The organism is Mesorhizobium mediterraneum, assembly GCF_002284565.1.
Taxonomy (GTDB): Bacteria; Pseudomonadota; Alphaproteobacteria; order Rhizobiales; family Rhizobiaceae; genus Mesorhizobium; species Mesorhizobium mediterraneum.
Map to the genome: position 1 here is coordinate 1 of NZ_NPKI01000038.1, position 26,615 is coordinate 26,615.

Sequence of the window (26,615 nt, forward strand, 5' to 3'; positions counted from 1 at the left end):
CGGTGTATGTCCATGCCGATAATACGCACGGTTCCCTCCAACGTTGGTCACGAACAGGGAGCCCAGCGGGCAACACGACAAATACGGATCCGCGCTCGCAGCGCATCCGGGCGAGTCGTAGGGGCGGCCAGATAATGTGCGCGAACTCGCAGTTCATCTGCATACGACGGGCTGCCCGCACTTGCGTGCTCCCGGTGCCCCGTGGTCCGGATGCGCCAAGCTTAACGAAACCTGACGACCGAACAAACGATGGCACCGAGAACAACATGCCGGATAATGGCTCCATCGAGAGCTTCAACGGCCGACTACGCGATGAACTGCTCAACGAGACGCTGTTTACTTCGCTGGCTCAGGCGCGCGTCGCCATCGCCCTGTGTCGCGCCGACTACAACACCGCGCGGCCGCACTCCCAAATCGCCTGGCAGACCCCGGCCGAGTTCGCCACCACCTTCAATCCGCGACGGTCGCTCGCGCTGCGCTATGCCAAAGGCTCCGCGCCAGCGCCCGTCGCTTCACCCGCCCAGCAGGGCACAACCCACGCCGGAAACGAACTCAAAACTGCATAGAAACTGGGGGCAACGTCACGTGGTGACAAAGCTCTGGGACCGTTGGGAGGATGATGGATGATGCGCTCATCGCGAACCCGGAGGCGCCGGTCTGCCACACTAGTGGTCGTAGGGAATCGGCCCACGCTTTCAGTTAAATCAGGAAAAACATGATCCAAAACCGAAGCTTTGGGAGCTCAGTTCCTGCCCCGCTTAGTGCCTATTTGTATCCGCTATTCTGCCATACGCCTAATGAGATTGTCCCACCTGATGACCGTCCCTAACTTGGCTGTGATCAAAGCCAAAAAGCTGGCGGGCAACAGGAGTGATCATGAAGAACATTATGAGTGTCGGTGGGGACGGTGGAGATCGTAGACTGGTCATCGTGTCAAACAGGGTTGCGCTGCCCGACGAGCACGGGTCAGTGCCCCCGGGCGGAATGGCCATTGCGCTGAACGCTGCGCTCAAGCAACGAGGCGGCCTTTGGATGGGCTGGTCGGGGAAGGTGAAAGCCGAGAAGAAACAGGTGTCACCGACGATGCAGGAGGCCAACGGCATCACCTATGCCCTTGCCGATCTCTCGGAGAAGGATCTGGACGAATATTACTACGGCTTCGCCAACAGGGTTCTTTGGCCGGTCTTCCACTGCCGTGTCGACCTCGCCGAATACAACGACGCGAGAAAGTCAGGATACTACCGCGTCAACCGACTCTTCGCAGAATCTTTGATGCCGCTCCACCGCGAGGACGACGTCATATGGGTGCAAGATTATCACCTGATCCCTCTAGGGAAAGAACTGCGCGAGCGCGGCTGCCGCAACCGGATCGGCTTTTTCCTGCACATACCATGGCCGCCGGCGGACATCCTCGCCACCGTGCCGCTCTGCGAAGAATTACTGGAAGCGCTTTCGTTCTATGACCTTGTCGGCTTTCAAACCGACGACGATCTTAACAACTTCGCCGAATGTCTAAGCCGCCGAAACCTAGGGCGTCTCATGAAAGACGGTAGCTGCCTAGTCAAAGGGCGACAGTTTCGCTGCGGGGTTTTTCCAATCGGTATCGACACGGCCAAGTTCGAGAGCCTCGCAAAGCTAGCGACGCGCGACGGGGATCTGCAGGAAGTTTACAAGAAGACCGCTGGCTGTGACGTCGCCATTGGTGTCGACCGATTGGATTATTCCAAGGGCATCGATCAGCGCATCGTGGCGTTTCGCCATTTCCTTGATCGTAACAGTCATCGCGTCCGCAAGACGCTACTGCTGCAGATTACCCCGAAATCCCGCGGGGAAATACCGGCCTATCTAGCGCTGCAAAAGCACATCGCCGAACTGGTGGGAAGTGTCAATGGGGAACTTGGAACCATCGATTGGGTACCAGTACACTACACCAATCGTTCCCATGGCCCGCTGGAACTGGCCGGCCTCTACCGAATGGCACGCGTTGGTCTAGTGACGCCGCTCCGCGACGGCATGAACCTGGTGGCGAAGGAATACGTGGCTGCGCAAGACCCAAGCAATCCGGGCGTCCTCGTGCTCTCGCAATTTGCCGGCGCCGCTGGCCAGTTGGAGGGAGCGGTGCTCGTCAATCCCTATGACCCAGAGGCTGTGGCGGCCTCCACGGAAAAGGCATTTCGCATGTCACCAGAGGAACGGAAAGACCGTTGGAGCGCAATGAAGAACAGTCTCAAAGGCCACGATGTCTATCGATGGTGCAGCGGCTTTCTCGCCAAACTCGAGGCGGCGGACTTGCCAGTATGAGGCTGATCGCGACCAAGTGAATCAGGGCAGCATCCCGGCCTCGCCGCGGCGAGGCTTGGTTAATGTGCTGTGGTAAGCCCGATGGCGATGAACCGACCAACTACAGTTGGATTGTAGCCGATTGTGCTGGCAAGCGAAGAACTCGCGGCTGCGCCCACTCGTCAAACTAGTTGAGCCGATCCGCAATAAGGGCTCTGGTCGCCGGGTCCGTCGGTGTCGAGCATTCGACTGTCATCGCTTCGCTGATCGAGACAACCGTGTATGAATATGTCGACCAACCCGGTTGGCGACATCGTTGATGTGCTAAGCAGCATCGACCCACACCGCACGCCAGATCTCAAGACGTTAGCTTGAGCACATTCTTCCATATTAAAACAAGAGGAAAAAGACATGGGTGAGCTCTCTTGCCGTCGGCAGATTTCTTCAAAGACGCGTGAGCGGCCACGACTGGTTGTCGAGGGCGCTCGCGCCGCACGGCAACAGAAAATGCTGGCGTCCATTGACCTGAACTTACTGTTGTCTCTTGAGGCGCTGCTGGAGCACCGCAACGTCACGCATGCGGCTCGGCACGTGCGCTTGAGCCAACCGTCGATGAGCCGAGCGTTGACACGGCTGCGTGGCATTTTCAAGGACGATCTTTTGGTTCGCGGCTCGAGCGGCTTGGTCCCGACGCCGCAGGCCGAACGGTTGGCCCAAATGCTGCCGCCGGTGTTGGATGCGCTCCGCGGGATGGTGAACCGCCAGGGGGAAAGGCGATCAAAGACAATAATGGCGATACCCGACCATCAAGCCCTGATCTTGCTGCCGCCTCTCCTACCCCTCCTGCGCGAGCACGCGCCTAATCTCGACATCGTAACCGGCTCGTTTCTAACAGGCGCGCTCCGGCGGCTTGAGCAAGGCGAGATCGATCTGGCTGTTGGGCAGACCGGTGGCACGCCACCGGGCTTCTTTCGGCGCAGGCTCTATACTGACCGCTTCGCCTGCCTGCTACGTTGCGACCACCCAGCCCTGGCGCAGGAATGGACGATCGAGACCTTCGCTGCCCTGCGCCACGCCGCCATTGGCTCGGATTCGAAGGATGGCTTCGGCCGGGTACATGATGATCTGGCCAATTTACACCTCCAAGATCGCGATCCGGTGCTGGTGTCCAATCTCCTGACGACTGCTGTGGCCATCGCGGCGACCGATCTGGTGCTGATTGTGCCACACCGCGTCGCGACACGGATCGCCGCCTTGCTCCCCCTAGCGATTCTCGATCCCCCGGTGGAACTGTCGCCTTACGAGGTTGGGCTAATTTGGCACGAGCGCTGCCATCGCGACCCAGAGCATCACTGGTTGCGCCACAAGATTGCCGCTGCAGCGGCGGCGGGAACAGAGTTGGCGCATCCATCGACAATGAGAGGGCAAACGGCTGATGCTTCGCCAAGGGAAGAAGCGTGATGCGATCGAAGTCTGGCCCTATCCTCAGGACCGAGCCGGTTCATTACCCCCTCGTCCGTCGGGACACGATGCTGGTTCCGCTGCCAACTCAGTGAAACCGACGCGCGCCGACGTCGAGCGAGCATCTGCTGTGAAGAAGGTATTCACACTTCCACCCAACTACACAAACCAAGACCCACCTTCTTCGACCGCCGTTCGGCCGCGTCAAGGCCTTCGCAGGCCATGTTATCAGGGTGTTACCGAGGTGCATGCATCGATTCTGGCCGCGTATCTTGGCCCCGACCCGTTGGCAGGTAAGTGTTTGGCACAAATTGCGAGTTCTCGGATCTTTGGCATTCTGCCCAACGAAGTGCGGCAGATCGATATTCTTGAGCACCGTTCGTTGCGGCCGGGGCGCTGCGCGCAAATCGTCATCATCGATTGCCGCGAATGGGAGCAACATGGGTACGGTCATGCGAAGCTCCCTTCCGAACTGGTGCAACTAGCTCTGGTTTCCGAAGACAGGCTGGACCGAGAGGCGGTTTTCTCCGACGGGTATTCCGATTACCTGTTGTGGCCACTGATCGAGCAGGAAGTTGTGAGCAGACTGACTGCCTGCGTCGCTCAGATCGCGCGGCGTTCTGCACCGCTATTCTTCTCAGCCGACCCCCTCATTCAGAAGGCTTGCGCTCTGCTGGCACAGCGAGTCGATCAGCAGATCGCCCTCGGCGAACTGGCGCGCATAGCCGGGACCAACAAGACAACGCTGGTTAACCGCTTCGAGGCTGCCTTTGGCTGCGGGCCTATGACCTGGTTCCGGCACTATCGGATGATTGAGGCTGCCGCCCGTTTGCGAAGCGGGCATGAAAGCGTGGCCGAGGTCGCTGAATCCTTAGGCTACGAAAACAGCAACAATTTCTCCACGGCCTTCAAGGCGATCCATGGGCTCTCGCCGCTCCGCTATCGCAAAATGGCGGCGCGCAGAGAAAGGTCTGCCTGACGCAAAGGTGGGGATCGGAAAAAACTAGTATACAGCCAGTGAAGACACGCAAAGATCACCTGATGCTCAAGCGTTTACGCACTCCAGGCACTTTGCGGCTTTTCACAGCAACGCTCAGAAAAGGAAGATAAGCATGTTGAACGCGGTCGCAGCGAATTTTCAAGGGCATGAACAGAGCTATTCGGACAAGAACTATGAGTCGGCGAGCGCGTTTTTCGGCGCCAAGCCCCTGGTTTTGGCCCAGCCAGGTGCTGCGCGCCCCAGTGACCGAACGATCGCCAACGGTCAAGGAGCCGTACAGTTTCACCTCATTGGTCAGAAGACCGATGACCCGGCGTACAGCGGCATCATGAATGAAAATCAGGACAACCTTCTGGCTATAGGAGGGCTCATTCACGATTACATGCATACCCATTTTCCTAACGTTGATGAGAAAAAACTTGATATCAACACCTGGACGAATGTTGTGGGCAACATTCCCAATCTTTCGATCGAAGGGCAAAAACAGAAAGGTTACTCAAACAAGCTTGCTGGCACCTCCGTTTCAGCCACGTTCCTCTCCTTGATCGCGAAGGCGATCGTCACTGACGGGGCGTCTCTGCTAACGGATTTCCAGTCCTTCCTCACGGAGATGGGCAACCTGACCTTCAGTGCCAACAGCAAGGCGCAGCAGTACAAGGCTCTGACATGCACCTATCAAAGCTACCTTCTCGATAACGGGGCAGGCGGATATTACGACTACGGAGCAATTGTTCTGCGACAAATCGAGTTCAATCAGTATTTCCTTGAACTGAAATCCTCTTGCTCGTCGACACATTACGTCAACGTCGACATAAGCTATAGAGAGGTTACAAACATCCTTCAGACTCGCCGAATCCGCAGAGGCGGCCCCGATTACAAAAACTTGCAGGAGATCGTGAATAAGAACTCAACCGAGCAATTCAAGAAGGCCAAGAACTTCTTTAACGGCGGCTCGACCCCGCAACAAGACATCACGCCCCAGGTCTAAACCGCGCGGTCGGGCGCGATGTTTTTCGCTGGCGCACGGCTCATACAGGTGAAGCCGTGAATGCAAGTTGTGGCATCTCGGTCGCTACCAATGGCGACTTGGCGCAGGAGCGCCGGTATATCAGTCCCACCCCGAGACCGGTAACTTCTCTGGGGTTAGGCGGCGCTAAGGAGAGGCGGCTTGGGCTTGAATGGTGGCACGTTCGGCTCTGGCTGTCGGTACGGTGCCCGCAATCGATTGCGAAGCTCGCCGTTGAGATCTGCCGTCCTGACCTGCATGAGCATGTGAGCACCGTGGAGCGACCACCTATCTGCTTGCGAAGCCTTCACCCTCTCCAAGAGTTGCTCCAGATCGGTGATCGCGCGATCGACCCGCCCATGCCACAGGCGCCACTTCACCGCTCTCATGTCACCGTCGATTGCGGGAAGCGCTTCCGAGAGACCCGGTCTCCGACGCGGTTTCGTATCTGGCAGCTTGGCGCCGCAAGGAGATGGAGCGGATAGTGCGCTCCGAGCGGCAACGCTTCCTGGAATCCTTTCTTGGCGGTGTTGCGGATCGGCTTCGCCCGGAACGGTCGCGCTGATGGACGAAACGCGCAAACCCATACATCCACTTCCTATTCCAAGAGTGAATTCACCCATACCGGTCAATCCGTTCCGGCAACGTTCCACAACTTGGCCAAAATCGCATATGTGGAACGGCCCGCTGGGCAAGGTTTTTCTTTGCGACATTTCCCCAATGAGGACGGTGCAGTCATATGTCCGGCCTGTTTTCTGGCCTTTCAGCCATGGCCACGATGAGATCCGCGGAGCAAATCGCCTAATCAGCTTCTCGCGCTTCAATGCGCTAGCGATTTTACGGTCTGATTTGCTTCGGGATGTCGTCCCGTTGGGTTCATCACAATTGGCACCTTGCCTGCCTCTCCGACCGACTGGCCAGAAAGCTCGTATACCTAAGCCTGGACGATCATCTTCGCTCCTCTAAAGTTATCCCCTCGAACGAGAAGAGCCCAGATGATGCGCGCGATCTTATTTGCAAGTGCGACAGCGACAACCTTGAACGGGCGGCGCAACATCATGGCCGCTATCCATGGTGATGGCTGGAGGCCACGACGAGCGAGCTTGAGGATCGACGTCGCTCCAGCGACAAGCAGCGTTCGCAGTTGCTGGTTTCCGCGCTTTGAGATCGAACCGATCCGTTCTTTTCCTCCGCTGGAATGTGCGCGTGGTGTCAACCCAATCCAGGCAGCAAAGTCCCGACCGGTTTTAAAGCCGGCAGGATCAGGGACTACTGCCCGGACGGTCGCGGCAATGATCGGCCCCACACCGGGAATCGCCGTCAGGCGTCGGGCGCTGTCATCTTTTCTTACCGCCTCAAGGATTTTTCGATCGAGCCTTTCAATGCGTGCCGTCACGGTCTCGATTTGCTCGACGAGCTCTTCCAAAGCCATTCGCGCTGCACCCGGCAATCTCAGGTCACTGTCGTCGCGTACTATGGCGGCAAGGCTGACGATTCCGACCAGACCGGTCGCCCTGACAATGCCCAGTTCGGCAAGATGAGCTCTCAAGGCATTGATTGCTTGAGTGCGCTGACGGATGAGCAAATCTCGTGTTTTGAGCACCATTCCCGCAGCCTGCTCGTCCTGCGTTTTTGCCGGTACGTAGCGCATGGTTGGCCGGGTGACTGCCTCGCAAATAGCTTCGGCGTCAGCGGCGTCAGTTTTGTTGCGTTTGACATAGGCCTTCACGTATGCGGGTGGCATCATCCGAACCGTATGACCCAGGGCCTGAATTTCCCGAGCCCAATAATGCGCGCTGCCACAGGCCTCCATCCCTACGAGACAAGGCTGCAATGTGCGAAAGAAGTCCAGCACCTGCGATCGACGCAGTGCGCGACGTACGATCACGTCTCCTTCTTCGGCTATGCCATGAACCTGAAAAACGGATTTGGCCAGATCGAGCCCGACTGTGGTAATCTTCTTCATGGAGCGGTCCTTCTTCTTTGTGGCGTTTCAACACGACCACGTTAGGCACTTGATGCCGTTTGAGAAGGGCCGTTCCACCTCATCAGCTTCGGGCCGATTAGGCCTATGGAGCAGCCAGGCGACAGGTGATGCCGGACGTTGAGCATCGGTCGCATAAGGGATTGAACAACCGGGCGGAGAATGCACATGTGCCGCTGCGAAAACGGGAGCGTATGATGCAAGGCTTCCGATCACCAGGAGCACTGCAACGCTTCGTTTCGATCTTCTCGGCTCTGCGCAATCTCTTCGTCCCGCCTCGCTCAAAACGCGGCGCTCTCGCGACACAAATTCACCGCCTGCAGGCCATGGCGGAATGGAAAGCCGTGGCCATGGTCAGCTGACATCAGCGGCCGCAGGTCTCAACGCGTGTATATGCAGACAACGTGACATCGCCGTCGTACCAGATCGACAGCAGCATCGCCTCAAACAGCGCAAGTGGCGGCCAGGCGGGCTCGCCTTGGCTGCGCAGGACTGTTAGGCCTCGATGCAGAGTCGAAATCGCCCCGAACACCGTCATGGCTGTTCTCGGTTTCAGTTTGAACTTGGTCGGGAGGAGCCAATACTGTGTTCAGCATCGGAGCCCTGATGAGCAACATTCTGACGACGACACCGCGAACCTCGGACACGTGCTCCCCGACATCGCAGAAGGCTTTCGAATCCTCGCTTTCCACGGCTAAGGGAAAGAGCCGGCAGTCGGCGGACAGCTCGTCCGCGACAGCGGCTTCCCCGCAGTCTCCGCCGCATTCGGGTGAGGCGGCGAAGCCGAGATCGGCGGGCGAGCGGGCGAGCCTTCACGGCCGCGACTCTAAGGAGGGGTCCAGCGGCGCTGGACAACATTCGGGCGACGCCAACACGGACATGCCGGGTCGGACCCAGCTTTCGGTCGGGCACGGCGGGACCGACGTCCCTTCCGGCTCCGCGCTTCAGCTCGGTGTATCGAAGACGGACGATCGGGCGCTTCCCGGTCACCACGATCGCTCCACCGCGCTGGCCGTGACGCCCCAGGGCGCCGAGGCGGCCGGGGTCGACGGCGCGAAATGGGGTCGCAATCACATGCCCCCGCCGAACTGGCCGGGGTGGCACAAGGGGCATGACTCCGCGGCGCCCCACCCCCGCGGCCATGCCCGGGCGTTTCAATACCCACCGTCCATGAGGCCGCATCCGCAGCCGGGCATGAAGGGTCCGGTGGGGCCTGGCCGACCGAACCCGAGGGACCCCTTCGGGCGCGGGCCGATCGCGCCTCTTCCATTGACGACGAACGGCCCTCTGCCACCGCTCTCGGCGCTTTCCCCTAAATGGGACGGGCTCATGAAAGAGGTCGACGGACTTCAGAACGAGGTCCTGCTTGAGCAGATCGGTCGGATCGACAACCACTTCGAGTCTAATCCCGATTGCTTGTGGAGCAAGGGCGTCAATCTGACGCCGGCACAAAAGGTTCGTTACCTCTACGATCTCCAGTCGAGCCTCGGACGCTATGTCGGGCTCAAGGAAGAGGTCGCGCAGAAGAGTCCGAAGGCGGTCTTCACGAACGACAAGGAGACCTTACGATCGTTCCATATGCGGATCGATCGGTTACAGAACGACCCTGCCATTCAAAGCTGGATGCGAAACACCTTCGCTCCGGCCATGGCGCAGAAGATCTACGACACGCCCCCGATCCGGCAGATGCTTCTCGAAACCATGAAGTCCGATGTCGTGGACGGAGGCATTCTTAAGACCGCGACGGCGCATGGCGTCAAGGCAGGCGACGCCGTTCGGCTGCATATGCGCGAGTACGGGCTGCTGCAGAGCATGATGACGCCTGCGGATCTGAAGTATTATTCGCAAGGAGCCGCCGACGCGCTGGGACATTTCATCGATGGCTTCATGTCGCCGAACCATATCGATCGGCTGACCGCGACCCAGATGCAGGCGCATTATGGGATGGACTACAATAAGGGGCTCGGCTCGCTGGACATGACGGCCGATCCGGGCATTCGCTCGCTGGCCCAGGACACGCATCAAAGCGACGCCAAAGTTCGTGCGGATCTCGGCGCGCTCGTCAACGCGACTCTCGGATACGTCCGCAAGGGCCTCAAATACAGCGAAGCCCTCGACAAGGCGAAGATCTCGTCGGTCGAATGCTAACAAGTGCCGGCAGGGATTCGGGACGCCTACAGTAAGGGTCTTTTCCACCTTGCCAACATGGTGACGAGCGGCGGAGCCGTCGCGCTGAAGGTGCTTGCCGGGAAACCAGTATCCGACTTCGATCGGGCGGCATTGGCGTTCCAATGCATGGTTGTCGCGGGGCTGGGCTTCGATAGCGCCAGTAAGATGGGACCGGCCTATGCTGGGCTACCAAAGGATACAGGCCGTTTTAGCGGCGCCAATCTCGGCGGGGTGGGCTCGCTTTTGGGAGGGCTGGGAGGTGCCGTCGCCAGCTTCATGGGCTTGGTGAAAAGCGTCAAGAACGGGGACCCTGCCAGCGCCACCTTGGGCGCCATCGCGGGAGTTTCCGGCGCGCTCGGCTCCGCCGCGTCATTTGCGGAAGGGGCCATGTATTTCGCGGGCGTATCCAGGCTCGACGCTTTCGGCCCATTGAAGTCCGCTTTCTCCGCGATCAGCCGGGCTGTACCGATGAGCGCCTACGATTACGATAGCGCGGCCGCCCGCTTGGCCGCCCGCTACGAATGGAAGGGTCCGAGCCTCGTTCTCGAACGCGTGGGACTTGCCGCCATCGGCGAAGTTACGGCCGGTCTTTCCGATATCGTCGCTCTAGCCCTTGTCTTCTACGACACGTTCAAGGGCGAAATTGCAAGGTCCAGGCAGAATGCAGCCGTCTGGAACGATGTGAACGGGTCTCTGACCCGACTTTTTGGGTCCGGACGCAACATTCACGTCGATTATCCAAACTACAATCCAAAGCCGGGTCCAGGACATCCAAACTGAGCGCGCCCTCGGAGCGCCGATGCTGGGTCCGGCGCGCCACCGGACCTGCCATGACCTTGCAGGTGCCAAGACCTACGCGGCCATGGCCTGAACGACGCGCTCGAAGAAGCGGAGCTGGATGTAGCGGCCGGGAACGGCGGCGTCGAAAACCTCGTCCGCGAGCGGCGACTGCGTCATGATCGGAACGCAAAATCCGGCTCGGACGCGCTGCGTCCGGGCCGCGCCCTCGAGCAGGGCAAGGACCACCGGCGCGGAGGTCATGCCGGCGCCGTAGTAGAGCCCGACGAGCCGGGTGCCGGAATCCAGCCAGAAGGTCGGCTCCGCCTCGCTCGACAGATCCTGCGGCGGCATGTCGCCGAGATCGTGCGCGAAGCTCTTGCGGCCCTTCCTCAGCTCCGGACTGCCGAACTCCTCCTTCTGTTCGCGCTTGAATTCGGTCTGCGTCATGCGCTGGTCGTGGCGGAACAGAGCACGGCTGATGCCGAGATCCACGAAACCGGCCAGGATCAGCGTCGCGCATCCGATCAGGGTGATGGCACCGAAGAGATGCAGGCCGGTCCGCAGGACGCAGGCGTCCCCGCAAAGCGGCGCCCAGATCGCCGTATTGAAGAGAAACATCCCGATCAGGACCCCGCTGCCGCCGACGATCGCCACCTTGATCAGCGATTTCAGGAGTTCGGACAGCGCCTTGATCTCGAAGAACCGCTTCAGGCCCTTGATCGGATCGAGCCGCGTGAAGTTGGGCGCGACGCGCATGGGCGGAGGCGGGACCACGGCAGGGGAATGCCCGTCAGACCCGCGCGCCTTCCTTGCGACTGCCCACATGAAGCCGACCAGTTCACGGGCGATCGCGGTGCAGACGACCGTTGTCCGTTTGCCTCGAGCGCTCAGCATGCGGTAGCGGGCTGTCAGGCGGGACTGCGCCTTCCAGGCGATCTCACACACCTTCGGTGACGCCTGCTCCAATCGGTATAGCTTCGCCTTCCCGACCTTGGGCGGATGTCGATAGGTCCAGGCGCTCTCGACCAACATGTGGCGAACCCGCCCGTTGTCTGCCTTTGTGATGCCGCCGCGCCGGACTGTCTCCCCCGGTTGAGCGCTCGCCGGGAACCAGACCGAGATATCCCAAAGCTGACGCGGGCTTTCGAACCGGCTGGCGTCGCCGACTTCGGTGACGAACGTGACGGCGACAATCAGGTTGTGATTTTTCGTGGAATGAGGGCTCTGACGCACTCTCGCTGCGGCCACAGCCTAAGTTGCACCGACGAGGCGCGCCTGGAGCAGATCAATCTTGGCGCGGCCGTACATTTGCCGCTTGATGAGTTTGAGCTTGGTGATCTGGCCTTCGGTCTGGCCATTCGACCACGGAGAGATAATGGCGTTGCGCACTGCGGCGATGTCCTTCTCGACCCCGTTTGCAAAGGAGCCGACGAGGCTTGCTTTCGCGCCCTCGAGCCAAGCGCTCAGTTTTGCGACCGCCTTTGATCGGATCATCTGCTGAAAGTCGTCGATCAGCGTTCGCGCGGTGACGAGGTCAGGAACATTGCTCTCGATTGCCGCGATCAGTACAGCGTCCGATTTGGACAGGTCGTCACGCGCCAGCGTCATGAGCCTGGCGATGCTTCGTGCCGAAGGCGTGCGGGCAAGTGCGCTTTGATCGGCCCTTTCAGCAAGGCGTCTGCGCCGCGCCCATTCAGAGACGACGCCGATCTGGCCACGAAAGCCTTTCTTGCGCATTTCGCGCCAGAGCGCCGAAGCATTGCGCGCGCCTTGGTCCCAGCGGCCGTCAAGCCAGGGAAGCCATTCCTCGAGCGAACTCTGCCGGACGCGGAACATGTCGGAGCGCTGACCGCGCAGGACGCTGCGGACGAGCTTGCGGCTATGTCCGGTACGTTTGACGATCTGCTTGATCGGCACACCCTGCTTCGACAATTCCAGAATGGCCTCGTTTGTCTCCTGGCGACGCAGATATCCTTCATATTGCAGCCGTTCGGCATAGGTGAAAAGCTTCGGATCGATGATGGTGCTGCCGACGGTCTTTCGGATCTGCCGCATGGACTTGCTGACTGCATCAAGGAAAGCGCGGCTGGCGTTTTCCATCAGATGCCAGCGGTCGGCCACCTGATCGGCATGAGGCAAGGCCTTAGCGATCGCCTCGCCGTATCCGCCACCCCGATCGCGAGCGACAGTCATAATGGAAGGATGGTTCGCCAGCCAAGCCTGCGATGTCGCCTGTTCGCGATCAGGCAGCAATGTCACTGGCCTGCGGCGCTCAAGATCGCAGACAATCGTTCCGTATCGTTGGCCGCGCCGGAACGCGAAGTCGTCGATGCCGATGATGGCGAGCTTATCGCGCGGCTGTTCGGTCCGCCGGCGCACGACACGCAACAGGGTATCATTGCTCACCGGCATCATCAGGCGATCGGCAAAGGCGGCTGCAGGCCTGCCGCCCAGCGCCAGTCCCAAGTGGTGAACGATGGTCTCAAGGCGTCCGGTTCTTCGCGACAACGGCCCAAGGCGCCAAACCGTTCGGCAAAAATGCGGCGGCGGCAAAGAACGGCGTCGCACCAGAAACGGCGAACCGTTACCCGCAAGACCACCCGCCGGCCAGCGATGGGCAGATCGGCGGCTTGCCGCATATATCGGCTCTGGGTCCGGCGTGAACTCGTCCCGCAGCACGGGCACGTTGCCGAAAGCGCCGTAGCGCGCACGTCAAGAAATACACAATCCGTGTTGATTTCGGCATGCTCGACGAGCAACCCCGCCGGCGCCAGTCTCGTCGACCCAAATCTCTGTTCCATCGCGCTGATTCCCTCTCGAAAATTGCGCGACATCACCCTGCACATGCAGCGAGATTGAGTCTGACCCCCTTTTGCGCGAAAATGCGGGGTCCCGATTCCACGGTCATTGACACACACAGCCTTTCGTAGCGGCGCCAAATAACGCCGGAAGGCGTCGCGCTCGCTCAGATGCTGCAGGCCAGAGAAAAACTGCAACTGGCTGGCGTCGGTCGACAGCGACGCGTCATGCTGCTCGCCATAGGCTTCGCCGAGTAGCGGAAGATATCCGGCACTTCCGGCCCCGAGCGGGCCATCGGCGCGAGCTCAGAAGTACTGAGGCTTGGCGGCCGGCGGCACGGTGGGCGCCGGACGCGGTAAGAGCTCGAAGGGGCTCGATGTGGCGCAGACCTTGTTGGTGGCGATCCGCAGGTAATGGGCGGTGGTCGCGAGCTGCGGTGACCGAGCAGCAGTTGAATGGTGCGCACGTCGGCGCCGGCCTCCAACAGATGGACCGCGAAGGCGTGCCGCAAACTGTGCGGCGTGACCGGTTTGGACAATCCGGAGAGGTCGCACGCTTTCGCGCAGGCCTGTCCCACCGCACCCCTGGTGATCGGCTGGTCGGCCCGGTCGCCGGGGAAGAGCCACGCCTTTGGCCGCCGCAGCTTCCAATAGTCACGCACGATCTCCAGCAGCTTGGGCGACAGCATCACGTAGCGGTCCTTCTGGCCTTTGCCCTGCTCGACGCGGATGACCATTCTCTGGCTGTCGATGCCCGTGGGCTTTAGCTGAACCGCTTCCGAGGTGCGCAAGCCGGCGGCATAGCAAGTGGTCAGGATGGCGTGGTGTTTGACGTCGAGGACGCAGCCGAGGAACCGCTGAACTTCCTCGGCACTGAGGATGATCGGCAGCTTCTGCGGCTTCTTGGGAAGCGGCAGGACCTCTTCAGGCGCCCAATCCCTCTCGAGCGTCACCTTGTAGAGAAAGCGCAGCGCCGCAATTGCTGTGTGGATCGAACCAGGCGACAGCTTCTTCTCGTTGGTCAGATAGACCTGATAGGTCCGAATATCCTCGCGCCCGAGCAAGTCCGGCGACTTGCCGAAGTGACGCGCAAACAGCGACACCTGCTGAAGATAGGAGAGTTGGGCGTTGAGCGCGAGGTTGCGCACCTCCATGTCCTCGCTCATGTGCTGGCGAAGTTGGGTCATGACAAGCTCCTTTGTCGGATGGAATAGGCTGCAAGCAGCCACTCCATGCTGACGCAGTCGGAGCTTGTTGTGGACACATGACCAGCGCGCCAGACGACGCAATCAGATCACGCTGTCGGCACTCACCCTCCTTGCAGAGCGGGTTAGTCCAACCGTGATTATGCGCACCCGATGATTATGTGGCGGAGCCGCCCTGACCCCTTTCGAGCCGGCCAAACCCAGCTTGCCTCCGCCACATAATATTTCATGCCTCTCTCATGGCGCGGGATTCCCCTGTGCCACAACACCGGAGGGGCAGAATGCTCGAGTTCTATTTTTCCTATTGTGGGGTGCTCAAGCGCCTGCGTAGCGGTTCACTCGGTGGCGAGATGGATCGCCTCGCGGAGCATTTTTTCGCCCTTGGTTACAAGCGAGCGTCCGCCAAGATTTACTTGAGCCGGATCGGGCGCTTTAGCCAGTTTGCCGCAACGCGCTGTGGTCGGATGCCGATCCATCAAGATGTCGTCGACAGCTATCTATGCACGTTTACTACAGATTCTCCACGTATTGGGCAGCATCGGCGCTGGGACATGCACGGCGAGTGGCTCCGGAGCGCTTCATGGCTTCCGCTCCCAGGGTAGATGATGATCCGGATACTCCGCTTCTGACCTCGAAGACCCGCGAAGGCGTTCTACTGGGCGGCCGCCGCTTTCTGGATTGGTTCCGCCATCATCATCCCGGTCAAAACCTCGAGGCGTTGACGGCTGAGCACGTCCTCGCTGCCGTCGAGCATCGGCTGTCGCTATCGGCGACCTCCGGCACCCGCACGGCAGCGACTTCTCACATCCGAACATTTCTTCGGTTTTTGTGTTGGGCTGGCCACCATGACCAGGATCTCGCCGGCGTCGTCCCAAGGACGCCTCATTGGCGTTTGGCGCATTTGCCACCGCGCCTTGCATGGGATGACGTTCGGCGCGCAATCGATGCGATCGGCGCAACCACGCCGGTCGACATCCGCGATCGAGCCGTCCTGCTGCTACTCGCCACCACCGGCATTCGCAACGGCGAGCTCCGCGCCATTCAGCTGCAGGATATCGACTGGCGAGCTGGCGAGGTTTTTGTCCGGCGCACCAAGGGCAAGCGTGATCGCGTGGCGCCGCTCCTCGAGGAGACCGGCGCCGCGCTCGCCGACTACATCCTGCGCGCGCGACCGAAGGTGGATAGTCCGTATCTATTCCTGTCCTTCACGCCGCCCTTGGGACCGTTCAAGTGCGCGTCGCCTGTTTCGAGGATCGTACGGAAGCGGTTGCGGCATGGCGGGATCGAACTCGGGCGGGTCGGAGGTGCGCATCTTCTGCGCCACAGCCTTGCCACCCAGCTTGTCAGGCAGCGAAGGCCGATCAACGAGGTCGCCGATCTTCTCGGGCACCAGAGCATCAATACAACGGCGCTGTACGTAAAGGTCGCGACCTCGCAGCTCGCCGAGGTCGCACTCCCCTTTCCGGGAGGCGTCGCATGACCGTCTTCGCCCGATTCCTCGGCGAGAAGGCCGAGCGGTACATCGAGTTGCGCCACTCCCTCGGCTACGCCTTCAGCAAGCAAGCCGGCACGTTGCGGGCTTTCGTCCGCTACGTTGGGCGCGCTCAGCTCGATGACTGCAAACGTTCCGTGTCTGGACTTGGATGCAGACTGCAAACAAACCTCCCGCGAGAATCATCACGAGAGTGTTGCGGCCTTCACCGGATCGCGAAACATGGGGTCAGGTTGGCGCTTACGCCGAACTCGCGGATCGGAACAACGCTCCGCTTCGCGGTCCCGCCTATGCCGCCATCTTCAGCCTGCTGTTCGGGCTTGGTCTGCGCGTCGGCGAGGTTGCGCGCCTGCGCTGGCGGGATGTCGATCGCAATCGTGATGTCCTCACCATTCGCGAGACGAAGTTTTCAAGTCGAGGCTCATTCCCATGGGACCGCAACTGGCACAGCGACTTTATGCGTTCATGGCGCTGCGATCGCGGCACCTGGTTTCGGTTGCGGCCGACACACCGCTGTTTTCTTTCATGAAAGGTCGGCCTGTGAACCCGGGCATGATCAGCATCATCTTCCGCTCGCTGTCCGATCAGCTGGACATCGCGATCCCGCCAGGAGGAACGCCGGCTCACGTGCATGATCTACGGCACAACTCCGAGTGCCGGATTATTCCGAGTGACGGCCGGGAGGCCAAAGAGTGCGGGCGATCTGTGGCTGTTGAGTCGGCATAATCAGAGGCTCTTCAGGAATGCAAGGAGATGGTCGTGGCTTGTAGCGGCCCAACCGGATGTCGGACGCGTCGTCTTCGCCAGAGCTTGCTCCTTGAGCTTCATGTCGGCCTAAAGATAGATGGGGGTGGTTTCGACCGACTCGTGGCCCAGCCACAGAGCAATGACCGAGCGGTCGACGCCGTGCTGGAGCAGGTCCATTGCCAGGGTATGCCTCAGGACATGCGGCGTTACGTGCTTGCTGGCCTGCGATGGGCAGTGGCGACGTGCGACGGCGAGGTGCTTGTTCAGCAGGTATTGAAGTGCGTCGTGACTCAATGACGTGCCGTTTATCGTCGGGAAGGCAGCATCGGCGCTCCGTCCGCGTTGCTCGGCAAGCCAGGCACGCAGCACCGTGACCGCAGTTGTTATCCGACAATTGGAATAGAACCATTTCGCCGGCTCTCCGGCTCTCCTGTGAAATGTTGTTACTACACCCGACATCGTTGGCCCGGAAACTCCACCTTCCGGCGGTCCAAAGAATGGCATCGGAGCAATATTCCCGGAATTTCCGGCCCGCGCTGATCCAAAGACGGGGAGCACCGCAGGACGTGAACATAACGAACTTACAAACGCCGGATCAACGAGGCGCAAATCATTTGTATTCGAGTTTTCGAGTTGATTAACGATGACTCATCGCGTTTGGGCACCGTTCTCGCATGAACTATGGCCGATGTTGCGCTCCTGCAAGGCGATGATCCGATCAAGTAGCTCGCGCTGGGGGCTCAGGGCGTGGTCTTCTTCCGGCTCCGGCACAGGCTGGGCCGCCGGAGGGGCTTGAACACCCTTAAGGCCATCATCTTCGCCTTCCTTCTCCACCCATTGCTTGTCTATAGACTCATGTACCAGCCTATGTTTGGACCTCTCGTCCAAGGCTGCTTCGTCTGCCCTGTGCTCGAGCCGGTACTCTTCCGAACAGTGGTCGGCGACATCGTAATATTTTTCGGCCTGACCGACATCGACGTCATCCGTAGCGAAATGATTCGCTTGGCCCACTCCGAAAGCATGATCGGCCGCGCCGCCAGCGTCGCCTGCCTGGTGCCGCTCGTGCGCGAATGGCGGCGGGGGCTCAGGGGGCGCTCCGCAGTGTCCGATCGGCTCCGGCTCCGGCAAAGGGCCGGTCTGGCTCTCGAAGATGCGGCTCAGGGTGCGGTCCGAGTAATATTTCACCTTATGAATGAGCATTGGCGGCCGCCCCTTTATGAGAACGATCTCGCTGTTCTCATCGATAAGGCGGACCTGTTCCGGTCGTAGCAGGTTGGCTCCCTGCTCCGAGAACTGGATGTTGGCGTCCAACATACGGCTCTGGCTGAAGGACTTCGACTTTGCCCGGAAGGTATAGTCGCCGATTGACTTTGAAATATAGGCCGGCGTCTCGTCGTCGGCCGTTGCCATGAAGACCTGCACGCCGGTGTTGCTGAGGAAATTTTCCTTGCCCGACTGTTCATAGGCACCCGTCAAGGCCGACAGGCTCTGGATGATGAACATGAATCGGCCCTTGTAGCCGGCAATGGTGGTGACGGCCGTCTCGACTGCCTCCAGCTTGCCGAGATGCTTGAACTCGTCGAGCAGAAACAGGACCTCGAATATCTCATCCTTGGTTGGCATGGTCCGCTGCATTACCGACACGACCTGTTGGAAGAAAAGGCGAACTAGCGGCGCGATCACCTCAAGGTCGTTCGGGCTTACGCAAAGATAGATTGTCGTCGGGTCGCGGCGCAGATCATAGATAGAGAAGTCGGATGTCGTGGTCGCTGCCTTGATCAGCGGGTCCGCCCAAAGGTTGAGGCCGCCGTCGCTCAGCACAGAAGTGTAGGAGGTAAGAATCTTGGTGTCGTTACCGGCCATGTTGTCGAAGATGCGCCGCGCCTCTGAGCTCTGGCACTCCTCTGCCAGTTGAGCGAAAAGCTTGTACTTTTCTCCTGGCAGCGTGAACAGGTCATAAACCGCGCCGATCGATGGCGTGCCGCGCTCGATGCAAGCCAGAATGCCGGCGACGAAAAGATCGCGTGCGCCGTCGATAAAGCCTTCCGACCCCTTGCCCTTGGGCGCGATCAGGTTGTGAGCAAGACGTCGTGCTTCGCTGAATTGCCGCTCCGGCGGCATCGAGACTATGTCGAGGACTGGATTGTAGCTGTGTGTGCGGGCGGCCCGGTCCATCGGGGCGAACTTGAAGATTCGGTCACCACGGGCTTTTCGCGCGCGAGAGGTTAGTTCGAACAACTCCCCCTTGACGTCGAGCGCCAGCACCGAGCCGTTGAAGGTCAGCAGTGTGGGAATAACAACACCGACGCCCTTCCCGGCGCGAGTCGGCGCCACCACCAGGCTATGTGGCTGCTCACCATTACTTAGATATTGCCCGGGCAAGCGCGGACCTATTGTCTTACCGAAGATCGGTCCAGAAACCCTTTGGTAGGACATGATATAACCGGCCTTTTTCATTTCGCTGAAGCGGGCCCAGCGGGCTGTGCCATGGTGCTGTGGCTTGAACACGACGATAGCCAGAATGAACAAAGTGACGGCGACGGTGAAGCCGGTGATCAGTAATCCATGGTAGAACACTGGCCTCACATCGCCGTTGTAGAAGGGCGTTTCGTACCAGAAAGCAAGGATGTCGAAGCCCTGGATAGCTTGGGACGTGACGCCATGTTGGAAGTTGGCATAGGCGCTCGCTAGGAACAGGCCCGCGACCAGCGAGAACGCCCCACCGAGCAGAACCGTACCCGTCTTCTGGCGTGAGTCCACGGCTCAATTATCCCCGTCCAATACAGGCTACAGTGCGCGTTTCGAGGCCTGCTCTCTCGGCTGCTTCATCACGGCGTTTCGCTGCTTCAATCATAGCCATTCGCCTGTCATTGGATGATTCGCTATTCGAGGCCTGCGGCTCTACCTGGGCTCGCTCTACAACCATCCTAATTCTTGTGAGGTTGTCGTTGGAACTTTCCTTCGATGACGCATTTTCGTCCGTACCGTTGCTTGCGGTATGCTCGGCTCTCGCAGTAGCGACAATCCGACTCCCGAGTCTTGTTGTTTCGCGAGTGGCCTTTGCCTTGATCAGATCACCATTGCCTTCAGGTTGCGCTACTGCGCACCCGAGTTGCACCGTCATGCTGTGAGACGGCAGTTTTGGCGTGACCACGACATTCTTCCACGCTTCTTTATGGTGGGATGCTTCTTCGGCGCCCATTTCGCGAGCCTTACTCTCGTCGCTGGTGAGGTTTTTCAGGTCCGTCCTAAGCTTCAATCCAAGAATTTTTTTTGATACGACCTTCGTACCATTGGAAAAATACCTAGTCTCGCTTTTGTATATTTTGCCAAACGTATGCTTGGCCCCGGTTAGCTGATTTGTCTTATCATCAAATGTAGCCGACCTTTTGTTCAGCAACTTTCGATGTAATATAATGTTACGGCCCACCTCGTTTCCATGAACATCCAAGAGAGATTTGTACGACTTGCTACCGAAGAGACTCTTTATCTCCGTCTCTTTGGTTTTCCCATCTCTGGATTTTGTCGAATATTTCCGAAATCCACTCGTCTTACGTCCTACCAGTTCAAGATTACCATCCTCGTCCCTTTCGAAAACCTCTGTTTTGGAGCCTTTCCTGCGGGTCAGGATGCGATATTTCTTGTTGTCGGGACCACTTTGGTACGGGGCACTCATTTCCTCTGAAATGGCGCGGAAAATCCTACCGTCCCGCAAACGGTTCGTGAAGTAGCTTGTGCGGATCAGATTGCCGGTTTCATCGCGTTCCCATCGTTCGCGGAAACTCCCGTCGTTGCGCTCGCGGCTTAGAGAGTGAAGGTCACCCTTAGCGTCAAACTCGTAACTCTTCTTTTTCCGCCAACCCTCCCTCTCAAGTCGGCCGATGTAAACACTTCCTGAGTCGGCGTCGCGTTTTAGGACTTCCGTCGTCCTATTGACAATGCCACTCTTGCGGGTGCGCTCGCCACTCTTGTGGATTCTCAGCCTCTTGTTGCCTAGCAACTTATAGCCGACCTCTCCGCGATAGCCCTCTTCGACATTGTCAAAGATGTCCATCTCTTTGGCATATCGCTTTTGCTTGCTTGGTCGCTCAAGCTCACGCTGTATTCCGCGCGCCTGTTGTGCCGTCTCCAGCGCTCGAGAACGCTGCTCTTCTTCACGCTTGGCTGCGCGTGCTTGCTTATAGAGTGGATCCCGCAATTTAACCGGCTTCTTTCCAATATCTACCATGTACGTTACCTTCCTTCAAGGAATGTCGACTGCCAGCGACACAAAGGGAGAAGAATTTGCCCGGCTCATTCTCAACAGCGCCTGAGCCGGCCCATGAGGATTGCCCGAGTTCAACGGCTGTTGACGGCGTCACGTATTCTATCGTGACGCGCCTCATACCTGCTGCCTGGCGGAGGCTGCGGGCTCGCCATGTCTATGACTTCGCCGAAGTCGGGCCCGCGACGCCGCAGGAGGCTGTCAGTTACGCAATTCGGAATATCCACTTGTTTACCCTCGTTCTTCTGCTGAGTAGATCTCTGCAGTGTGTGAGCTAGAGACGTAAATGACGGTTTCGTATATATTCCGCCTCTATTGGTTTTTCCGTCATCTGCGTAGAAGATCTTATCTGGATTGTAGGTTTCCATTATGGATGAACCATCTGGAAGCTCAATCGAATCACCTTCAATAAGGGACCCATCTACCTCCACAAGGACACGAGAATCGGAGGCATATTTATCGAGCATCCTATCCCAGTCAGGCTTGAATTTACCCCATTGCGGGTTGATCCCGCACTCGTTGCAAACCTCGTTGAAGTATTCCGGATACCGACTCGCAACAAAATCCGCCGTGGCGAACGTATTGCCCTCAGGCATTCTGATGATCATCCGGTGCTCCATCGCATCCATGGAGGGATTTTGCTGGACGGCCCTCGCGGCAGGGTCGGTGGGTAGTTCCTTTACAACCTCGCTGATCGGAAAGTACGTCGTGTCAATCTTTACGTAGGCACGATGCGTATTCCGGTTATAGCCTCGGTTTTCACCGACATAGTCCCGCAAACGGTAGGTGGCTTGATCTTCACCCAGCGTGCTCTCGATACAGTCGATGGTTTGGTAGCCGTGAAGTTTCGACTTTAGCCAAATCTGGCCCCCGAGTTCGGCCTCCAATTCCCAAGCGGTAAACTGCTCGTAATCATCATTCGGAAGCCGCGAAAATCCCTTTATCTTGCCGTCCGTCCTTCGATGCAGGATGTCAGGTGCTTGCTCGCCGCTTGCGTAGGGATTCTTATGAGCAAAGTCGCGCCTTCTATTCCCGGCTGGGGTTTTATAGATCTGCTCCTCGCCCTCCAGTTTATAGACTGGAACCTTTTCCGGCCTTCCGTCCTTGAATACCGTTTTGCCGTTTTGATCTTTCTTAATGCCTTCGCCGCTTTGGTAGAGCTCGTTGTCGCGCTCTGCGGTGAGCCCTAGTGATGTTGTTATGTTCCTGAACTCATAGTCCTTATAGTCTTTTGTTGTATATCGACCGTCGGGAGCTGTTATGGCGCGCCATAGGCCGTTCTTAGTATAATAGTTGTCGTTGTACCTTATGTAAACAAGCTCGTTATCAATCTCTTTAGCTGTTTTGCCACCTATCCCGTTAAGAGCCTGAAATTCTGTTCCCTTGAAGAAGGTATAAACGTTTTTCTCTGGATCGTCCTCTGAAGCCTCCGGATCCACGGGCACTACATGAATGCCGTACTTTGCAAGTTTAACGTCTTGAACTCCAATCAACATACTCTCGTCCGATGGGAGCCTAGCGGCCTTTGCACGCAGACGGGTTGCCAGCTTAAGAGCTGCCAGTCGTTGAGCAGAGGCGTCGACCTCGGCCTCCATTTCGTCGTTGTCGCCCACAGAAACAATCCTTCCGCATCTTATTGCATGTATGTCACGTTATGTTGTTTTGTTTTCATCCCGGGCCTTAACTGCTCTTTTCATTGCGATAAGGCGGCGCTCTCGATCAGCCATGAACAATTCCGGATTGTCCATAGGAGGGTATTCGTCCGAATTCGTACTTGTATTATTCATCTCCGCAGGCAATTCGCCGCTTCTAGTGCGTGGCTTTGATGATGTTAGCTTCATGGGTAAAGCGTTACCTTTCGCGTTGCGCATCTGTCTTCCGTCTATCTATTTTCAATAGGATTGAGCATGTACTTTGAATGGTCAACCTAAAGTGTGTTACGTCTGAAAAATCAGGAATGCCGTTTTGAAGTGCCAAGGCTGGGCTGGACGCACTTGTCGGAGTTTCCGTTGAAGCACGCGGGCAGCACCGCCTGACCTTGCCCCTCTGATCTAATCCGGTTTGAAGTTCGTTCTGGCCCATCGAGAGGACCAGGACATGAAACGCAGCCGCTTCTCTGAAGAGATGGGGTATTCGGTTCAGCTCCCTGAACGTCTGGCCCTTTTCGGATCATGACGTTTGTCTGATGCTCAGAGCCGACTTGGCAGAGGAGATTGGCATGAGCGTTTATGCAGGACTGGATACTTCACTCGACGCGGTAGCTATTTGCGTTATCGCCGAGACCGGCGAGATGCTGTGGCAGGGGAAGGTGCTCGGTGACCCGGATGCTGTGACGGCTGCACTTCAGCGATGGCGGGACGATCTAGTTCGCGTTGGCTTAGAAGCCGGTGCGACATCGGAGTGGATCGGCGGGCACCTGGTCGACGAGGGCTTCCCTGTCGTGTGTCTCGAGAGTCGACATGTCAAAGCGGCTCTGGGCGCGATGACGGTGAAGACGGACCGGAATGATGCGCAGGGAATTGCACAGATTGTGCGCACAGGTTGGTTCAAGGCAGTTCATCTGAAGTCCGCTGCCGGCCAGAGGCTGCGCACGCTCACCGCCGCGCGCAAGGCTGCCGTCAGGGCGGTCACTGCCAACGAGCAGGTCATCCGAGGCTTGTCGCGTCCCCTGGGGCTAAAGATTGGCGCCGTCACGCGCGTTCGTTTCGAGGCAAGGGTCCGACAGCTGGTCGGAGCGAATCGGCTGTTGCTGGGTATCTTTGAACCGCTCTTGCGGATGCACAGGTGTCTGCGCGAGAACCTGGCGGATCTGCACCGGCTCGTCCTGAGAGCGGTTCGAGTGGATCCCATCTGCCGTCGCCTCATGACCATGCCTGGCATAGGACCCGTCACCGCGCTCACCTACAGGGCAACGATCGATGATCCCAAGCGCTTCCGCCGATCCAGGTCGGTCGGTGCGTATCTCGGCCTCACACCGCGAAGATACCAGTCTGGAGAAGTCGACAGGATCGGTCGCATTACCAAAGTGGGTGACAGTGAGACGCGAACGGCCTTGTTCGAGGCGGCCAACGTCATCCTGCGCCCGACGACCCGATGGTCGAGCATGAAGGCCTGGGCAATGAAGATTGCCAATCGACAGGGTGCCCGACGTGCGAAGGTCGCCCTGGCCAGACGAATGGCAGTCACCCCTTCACCGCATGTGGGTTGACGAACAGGATTTCCGTTGGTCAGCAGCTTAGGCTGAGCTGTCCACGGAATAGCGAGCGCTCGATGCAGGGCGCGATCCGGACGAGTTCGCATGATCTGTCGTCGCCGGTTCCCGAGCACGCTGAAGAGCTTTGAACCGATCGGACCCACGGACACCATCATGCCGGCGGCTGCGTGCCGACCGCGAACAGAAGCAAAGAACCTGCATCGAACGCCACGTCTTGACTGGAGGACACCGAATACAGAAGCAGATCATCGGAATTTTGAAGGAACATGAGGCCGGGGTATCGGTTGCCGATCTGTGCCGCAAGCGCGGGGTCAGCGACGCCTCGATCTACAACTGGAAGGCCCGCTTCGGCGGGATGGATGTCTCCGAGGCTCGGCGACTGAAGGCTCTGGAGGACGAGAACACGCGCCTGAAGCCGCTTCTGGCCGACGCCATGCTCGACAATGCCGCGTTGAAGGATCTTGTGGGAAAGAATGTATGGTCCGCCCCGTCCGTGCAAGGGTTCGCGACATCGCCGATGACGGTTCCAGTTGCATAAATGTATCCGGCCTCTCGCGAGTGGACTGCTGTTGCAGCCAGGCCATGATGAGATCCGCGCACGCCGTTCCCAATAAATGTATGGTCCGCCCCGTCCGTGCAAGGGTTCGCGACATCGCCGATGACGGTTCCAGTTGCATAAATGTATCCGGCCTCTCGCGAGTGGACTGCTGTTGCAGCCAGGCCATGATGAGATCCGCGCACGCCGTTCCCAATAAATGTATGGTCCGCCCCGTCCGTGCAAGGGTTCGCGACATCGCCGATGACGGTTCCAGTTGCATAAATGTATCCGGCCTCTCGCGAGTGGACTGCTGTTGCAGCCAGGCCATGATGAGATCCGCGCACGCCGTTCCCAATAAATGGTTCGGGCACGAAGCCCGCTTTTTTGCACAGGGCTTACGGCATGCTGATCCACTGTTTCGTCATCACTATTCCCGAGCCTTGCAATCGAGCCGGAGCGTCAGGCGAAAGCAGGGTCCTGCGTTCGTAGAGTGCTCCCGGCTTGGTCAGGACAACCCAGACAATGCGCGCCATCTTGGCGGCGAGTGCGACAACAGCTTTGTTCGGGTGCATCCGGCTCTGCAACCCATCAAGCCAGCTTCCCAGGCGATCCCGGTTTCGATCCAGGTGACGGAAGCATGATCGCGCGCCATGAACGAGCAGCTTGCGAACGTAGCGGTTCCCGCGCTTGCTGATACCGAGTAGCTTCTGCTTGCCTCCGGTCGAGTATTCTCGAGGGACCAGCCCCAGCCATGCGGCCAGGTCGCGAGCCTTCTGGAACTGGCATCCCGTGCCGACGGCCGCCAGTAGCGCGGTCGCTCCCAATGCTCCGATTCCGGGGATCGTCATGAGCCGGCGGGCAACATCTTCTCGGTCTGCGATCGCTGCGATTTCCCTCGTCACGTCGTTGATGCGCTGCTCCAACTGGCGCAGATCGGCGAACAGGTCCACGAGCAGTTTGCGCATTGCCGGCGAGAGGTCATTCGAAAGGTCATCGAGAACCAGTGGCAAGTCGAGCTTGAACAGTCCGGCGCCCTGTCTCAATGCGATGCCGTATTCCAGGCAGAATGCTCGCATCTGGTTGATCAGACGGGTTCGCGTGCCGATCATCTGGTCGCGCACCCGATGCACGGCTTGGAGGTCGGCTTGCTCCTCGCTCTTGATCGCCGCAAATCGCATCGTCGGCCGCGTGGCGGCTTCAGCGATAGCTTCGGCATCGATGATGTCGCTCTTGTTCGACTTGACGTAGGGCTTCACGAACTGCGCTGGGATCAGGCGAACCTTGTGCCCCAGTGCCTGAAGCCTCCTGGCGATCCATTGCGATCCAGCGCACGATTCCATCCCGACGATTGCAGGCGCTGCCCGCTCAAAGAACTTCATCAACGTATCGCGTCGGAAGCGAACTCGCTGGACGGGCTCGCCGCCGCTATCCAAGCCGACGACGTGGAAGATGTTCTTGCCGATATCGACACCATAGACGGCCGCAGGGCGCGGCGCATTGCGTGGGGACATTGCAACCTCCTTTGTTGTGACTGCCCAGATGATGCTGCGGGAGGACGGGGCGGACCATCCCATTAATGGTGACGCCCGCGGCCAGGCGGAAAGCTGTCGCTCGCCTGAAGGAAGGCTTCGGGATGAGCGAACGGCGGGCGTGTAAAGCCATCGGCTGTTGCCGCAT

16 protein-coding genes and 7 pseudogenes are annotated in these 26,615 nt (G+C 58.9%); 13 read left to right on the forward strand and 10 right to left on the reverse strand.

Annotation, left to right across the window (positions count from 1 at the left end):
* Positions 1-275: 275 nt before the first annotated feature.
* The 5 genes and pseudogenes from CIT25_RS28070 to CIT25_RS28090 form a co-directional block, all read left to right on the forward strand.
* Positions 276-566 (forward strand): annotated as a pseudogene (locus CIT25_RS28070) (integrase core domain-containing protein); the annotation flags it as partial.
* A 310-nt stretch (positions 567-876) separates the two neighbouring features.
* The gene (locus CIT25_RS28075; protein WP_245330015.1) at positions 877-2,301 is read left to right on the forward strand and encodes an alpha,alpha-trehalose-phosphate synthase (UDP-forming); all 1,425 of its coding nucleotides are present in this window, start codon (positions 877-879) and stop codon (positions 2,299-2,301) included.
* A 486-nt stretch (positions 2,302-2,787) separates the two neighbouring features.
* Positions 2,788-3,741 carry a LysR family transcriptional regulator gene (locus CIT25_RS28080; RefSeq protein ID WP_189367592.1) on the forward strand — a complete coding sequence of 318 codons (954 nt, stop codon included), beginning with the start codon at positions 2,788-2,790 and terminating at the stop codon, positions 3,739-3,741.
* Between the two features lie 244 nt (positions 3,742-3,985).
* Complete coding sequence (locus CIT25_RS28085) at positions 3,986-4,720, forward strand: helix-turn-helix domain-containing protein (protein WP_095488479.1); 735 nt, start codon at positions 3,986-3,988, stop codon at positions 4,718-4,720.
* Between the two features lie 133 nt (positions 4,721-4,853).
* On the forward strand, positions 4,854-5,729 hold the full coding sequence (locus CIT25_RS28090; RefSeq protein WP_095488480.1) for a hypothetical protein: 876 nt from the start codon (positions 4,854-4,856) through the stop codon (positions 5,727-5,729).
* A gap of 952 nt (positions 5,730-6,681) precedes the next feature.
* On the opposite strand, the gene CIT25_RS28100 is transcribed toward CIT25_RS28090, so the two are convergent.
* Positions 6,682-7,713 (reverse strand): IS110 family RNA-guided transposase, encoded by a 1,032-nt coding sequence (locus tag CIT25_RS28100; RefSeq protein WP_095488482.1) that lies wholly within the window; start codon positions 7,711-7,713, stop codon positions 6,682-6,684.
* Positions 7,714-7,814: 101 nt separating this feature from the next.
* On the opposite strand from CIT25_RS28100, the pseudogene CIT25_RS28105 reads away from it, so the two are divergent.
* A pseudogene (locus CIT25_RS28105) lies at positions 7,815-8,093 on the forward strand (DDE-type integrase/transposase/recombinase); the annotation flags it as partial.
* A gap of 2 nt (positions 8,094-8,095) precedes the next feature.
* Here the strand turns inward: CIT25_RS28105 and CIT25_RS37210 are convergent.
* Positions 8,096-8,269 (reverse strand): hypothetical protein, encoded by a 174-nt coding sequence (locus CIT25_RS37210; protein WP_189367590.1) that lies wholly within the window; start codon positions 8,267-8,269, stop codon positions 8,096-8,098.
* A gap of 791 nt (positions 8,270-9,060) precedes the next feature.
* On the opposite strand from CIT25_RS37210, the gene CIT25_RS28110 reads away from it, so the two are divergent.
* Both CIT25_RS28110 and CIT25_RS28115 read left to right on the forward strand, forming a co-directional pair.
* Positions 9,061-9,879, forward strand: a complete 819-nt coding sequence (locus CIT25_RS28110) for a hypothetical protein (protein WP_095488483.1) — start codon at positions 9,061-9,063, stop codon at positions 9,877-9,879.
* Positions 9,880-9,882: 3 nt separating this feature from the next.
* Complete coding sequence (locus tag CIT25_RS28115) at positions 9,883-10,680, forward strand: hypothetical protein (protein WP_095488484.1); 798 nt, start codon at positions 9,883-9,885, stop codon at positions 10,678-10,680.
* A 72-nt stretch (positions 10,681-10,752) separates the two neighbouring features.
* Here the strand turns inward: CIT25_RS28115 and CIT25_RS28120 are convergent, their stop codons facing one another.
* From CIT25_RS28120 to CIT25_RS28130, 3 genes and pseudogenes are all read right to left on the reverse strand, one after another.
* The gene (locus tag CIT25_RS28120; RefSeq protein ID WP_158302663.1) at positions 10,753-11,913 is read right to left on the reverse strand and encodes an EscU/YscU/HrcU family type III secretion system export apparatus switch protein; all 1,161 of its coding nucleotides are present in this window, start codon (positions 11,911-11,913) and stop codon (positions 10,753-10,755) included.
* Between the two features lie 18 nt (positions 11,914-11,931).
* A pseudogene (locus CIT25_RS28125) lies at positions 11,932-13,481 on the reverse strand (ISL3 family transposase).
* Positions 13,482-13,784: 303 nt separating this feature from the next.
* Positions 13,785-14,665 (reverse strand): annotated as a pseudogene (locus CIT25_RS28130) (tyrosine-type recombinase/integrase).
* A gap of 299 nt (positions 14,666-14,964) precedes the next feature.
* Between CIT25_RS28130 and CIT25_RS37770 the strand changes: the two are divergent.
* The 3 genes from CIT25_RS37770 to CIT25_RS28145 all read left to right on the forward strand — a co-directional run bounded on the left by CIT25_RS37770 (position 14,965) and on the right by CIT25_RS28145 (position 16,704).
* Positions 14,965-15,285, forward strand: coding sequence for a hypothetical protein (locus CIT25_RS37770; RefSeq protein ID WP_245330016.1), 321 nt, complete (start codon positions 14,965-14,967; stop codon positions 15,283-15,285).
* A complete protein-coding gene (locus CIT25_RS28135; RefSeq protein WP_245330017.1) occupies positions 15,264-16,163 on the forward strand; it encodes a site-specific integrase in 900 nt (299 codons plus the stop codon). Before CIT25_RS37770 ends, CIT25_RS28135 begins: the two co-directional genes overlap by 22 nt.
* A gap of 163 nt (positions 16,164-16,326) precedes the next feature.
* Positions 16,327-16,704, forward strand: coding sequence for a site-specific integrase (locus tag CIT25_RS28145; RefSeq protein WP_245330018.1), 378 nt, complete (start codon positions 16,327-16,329; stop codon positions 16,702-16,704).
* 305 nt (positions 16,705-17,009) lie between these two features.
* On the opposite strand, the gene CIT25_RS28150 is transcribed toward CIT25_RS28145, so the two are convergent.
* The 4 genes from CIT25_RS28150 to CIT25_RS28165 form a co-directional block, all read right to left on the reverse strand.
* Positions 17,010-17,291 (reverse strand): tyrosine-type recombinase/integrase, encoded by a 282-nt coding sequence (locus tag CIT25_RS28150; protein ID WP_245330019.1) that lies wholly within the window; start codon positions 17,289-17,291, stop codon positions 17,010-17,012.
* Positions 17,292-17,570: 279 nt separating this feature from the next.
* Positions 17,571-19,682 (reverse strand): type IV secretion system ATPase VirD4, encoded by a 2,112-nt coding sequence (gene virD4 / locus CIT25_RS28155; protein WP_095488487.1) that lies wholly within the window; start codon positions 19,680-19,682, stop codon positions 17,571-17,573.
* A gap of 7 nt (positions 19,683-19,689) precedes the next feature.
* A complete protein-coding gene (locus CIT25_RS28160) occupies positions 19,690-21,150 on the reverse strand; it encodes an effector protein (RefSeq protein WP_095488488.1) in 1,461 nt (486 codons plus the stop codon).
* 110 nt (positions 21,151-21,260) lie between these two features.
* Positions 21,261-22,799, reverse strand: a complete 1,539-nt coding sequence (locus CIT25_RS28165; RefSeq protein WP_206073005.1) for a VirE2 family protein — start codon at positions 22,797-22,799, stop codon at positions 21,261-21,263.
* Between the two features lie 605 nt (positions 22,800-23,404).
* Here CIT25_RS28165 and CIT25_RS28170 point away from each other — a divergent pair.
* Positions 23,405-24,425, forward strand: a pseudogene (locus CIT25_RS28170) (IS110 family RNA-guided transposase).
* Positions 24,426-24,614: 189 nt separating this feature from the next.
* Positions 24,615-24,878: pseudogene (locus CIT25_RS28175) on the forward strand (transposase); the annotation flags it as partial.
* Between the two features lie 519 nt (positions 24,879-25,397).
* On the opposite strand, the pseudogene CIT25_RS28180 reads toward CIT25_RS28175, so the two are convergent.
* A pseudogene (locus CIT25_RS28180) lies at positions 25,398-26,449 on the reverse strand (IS110 family RNA-guided transposase).
* Positions 26,450-26,615 lie beyond the last annotated feature (166 nt).

Coding starts and splice junctions, on each gene's coding strand:
- CIT25_RS37210 (WP_189367590.1), bottom strand. CDS start 8,269: ATGACGGTGTTCGGGGCGATTTCGACTCTGCATCGAGGCCTAACAGTC.
- CIT25_RS28160 (WP_095488488.1), bottom strand. CDS start 21,150: ATGGTAGATATTGGAAAGAAGCCGGTTAAATTGCGGGATCCACTCTAT.
- CIT25_RS28145 (WP_245330018.1), top strand. CDS start 16,327: ATGCAGACTGCAAACAAACCTCCCGCGAGAATCATCACGAGAGTGTTG.
- CIT25_RS28100 (WP_095488482.1), bottom strand. CDS start 7,713: ATGAAGAAGATTACCACAGTCGGGCTCGATCTGGCCAAATCCGTTTTT.
- CIT25_RS28075 (WP_245330015.1), top strand. CDS start 877: ATGAAGAACATTATGAGTGTCGGTGGGGACGGTGGAGATCGTAGACTG.
- CIT25_RS28090 (WP_095488480.1), top strand. CDS start 4,854: ATGTTGAACGCGGTCGCAGCGAATTTTCAAGGGCATGAACAGAGCTAT.
- CIT25_RS28080 (WP_189367592.1), top strand. CDS start 2,788: ATGCTGGCGTCCATTGACCTGAACTTACTGTTGTCTCTTGAGGCGCTG.
- CIT25_RS37770 (WP_245330016.1), top strand. CDS start 14,965: ATGCTCGAGTTCTATTTTTCCTATTGTGGGGTGCTCAAGCGCCTGCGT.
- CIT25_RS28110 (WP_095488483.1), top strand. CDS start 9,061: ATGAAAGAGGTCGACGGACTTCAGAACGAGGTCCTGCTTGAGCAGATC.
- CIT25_RS28135 (WP_245330017.1), top strand. CDS start 15,264: ATGGCTTCCGCTCCCAGGGTAGATGATGATCCGGATACTCCGCTTCTG.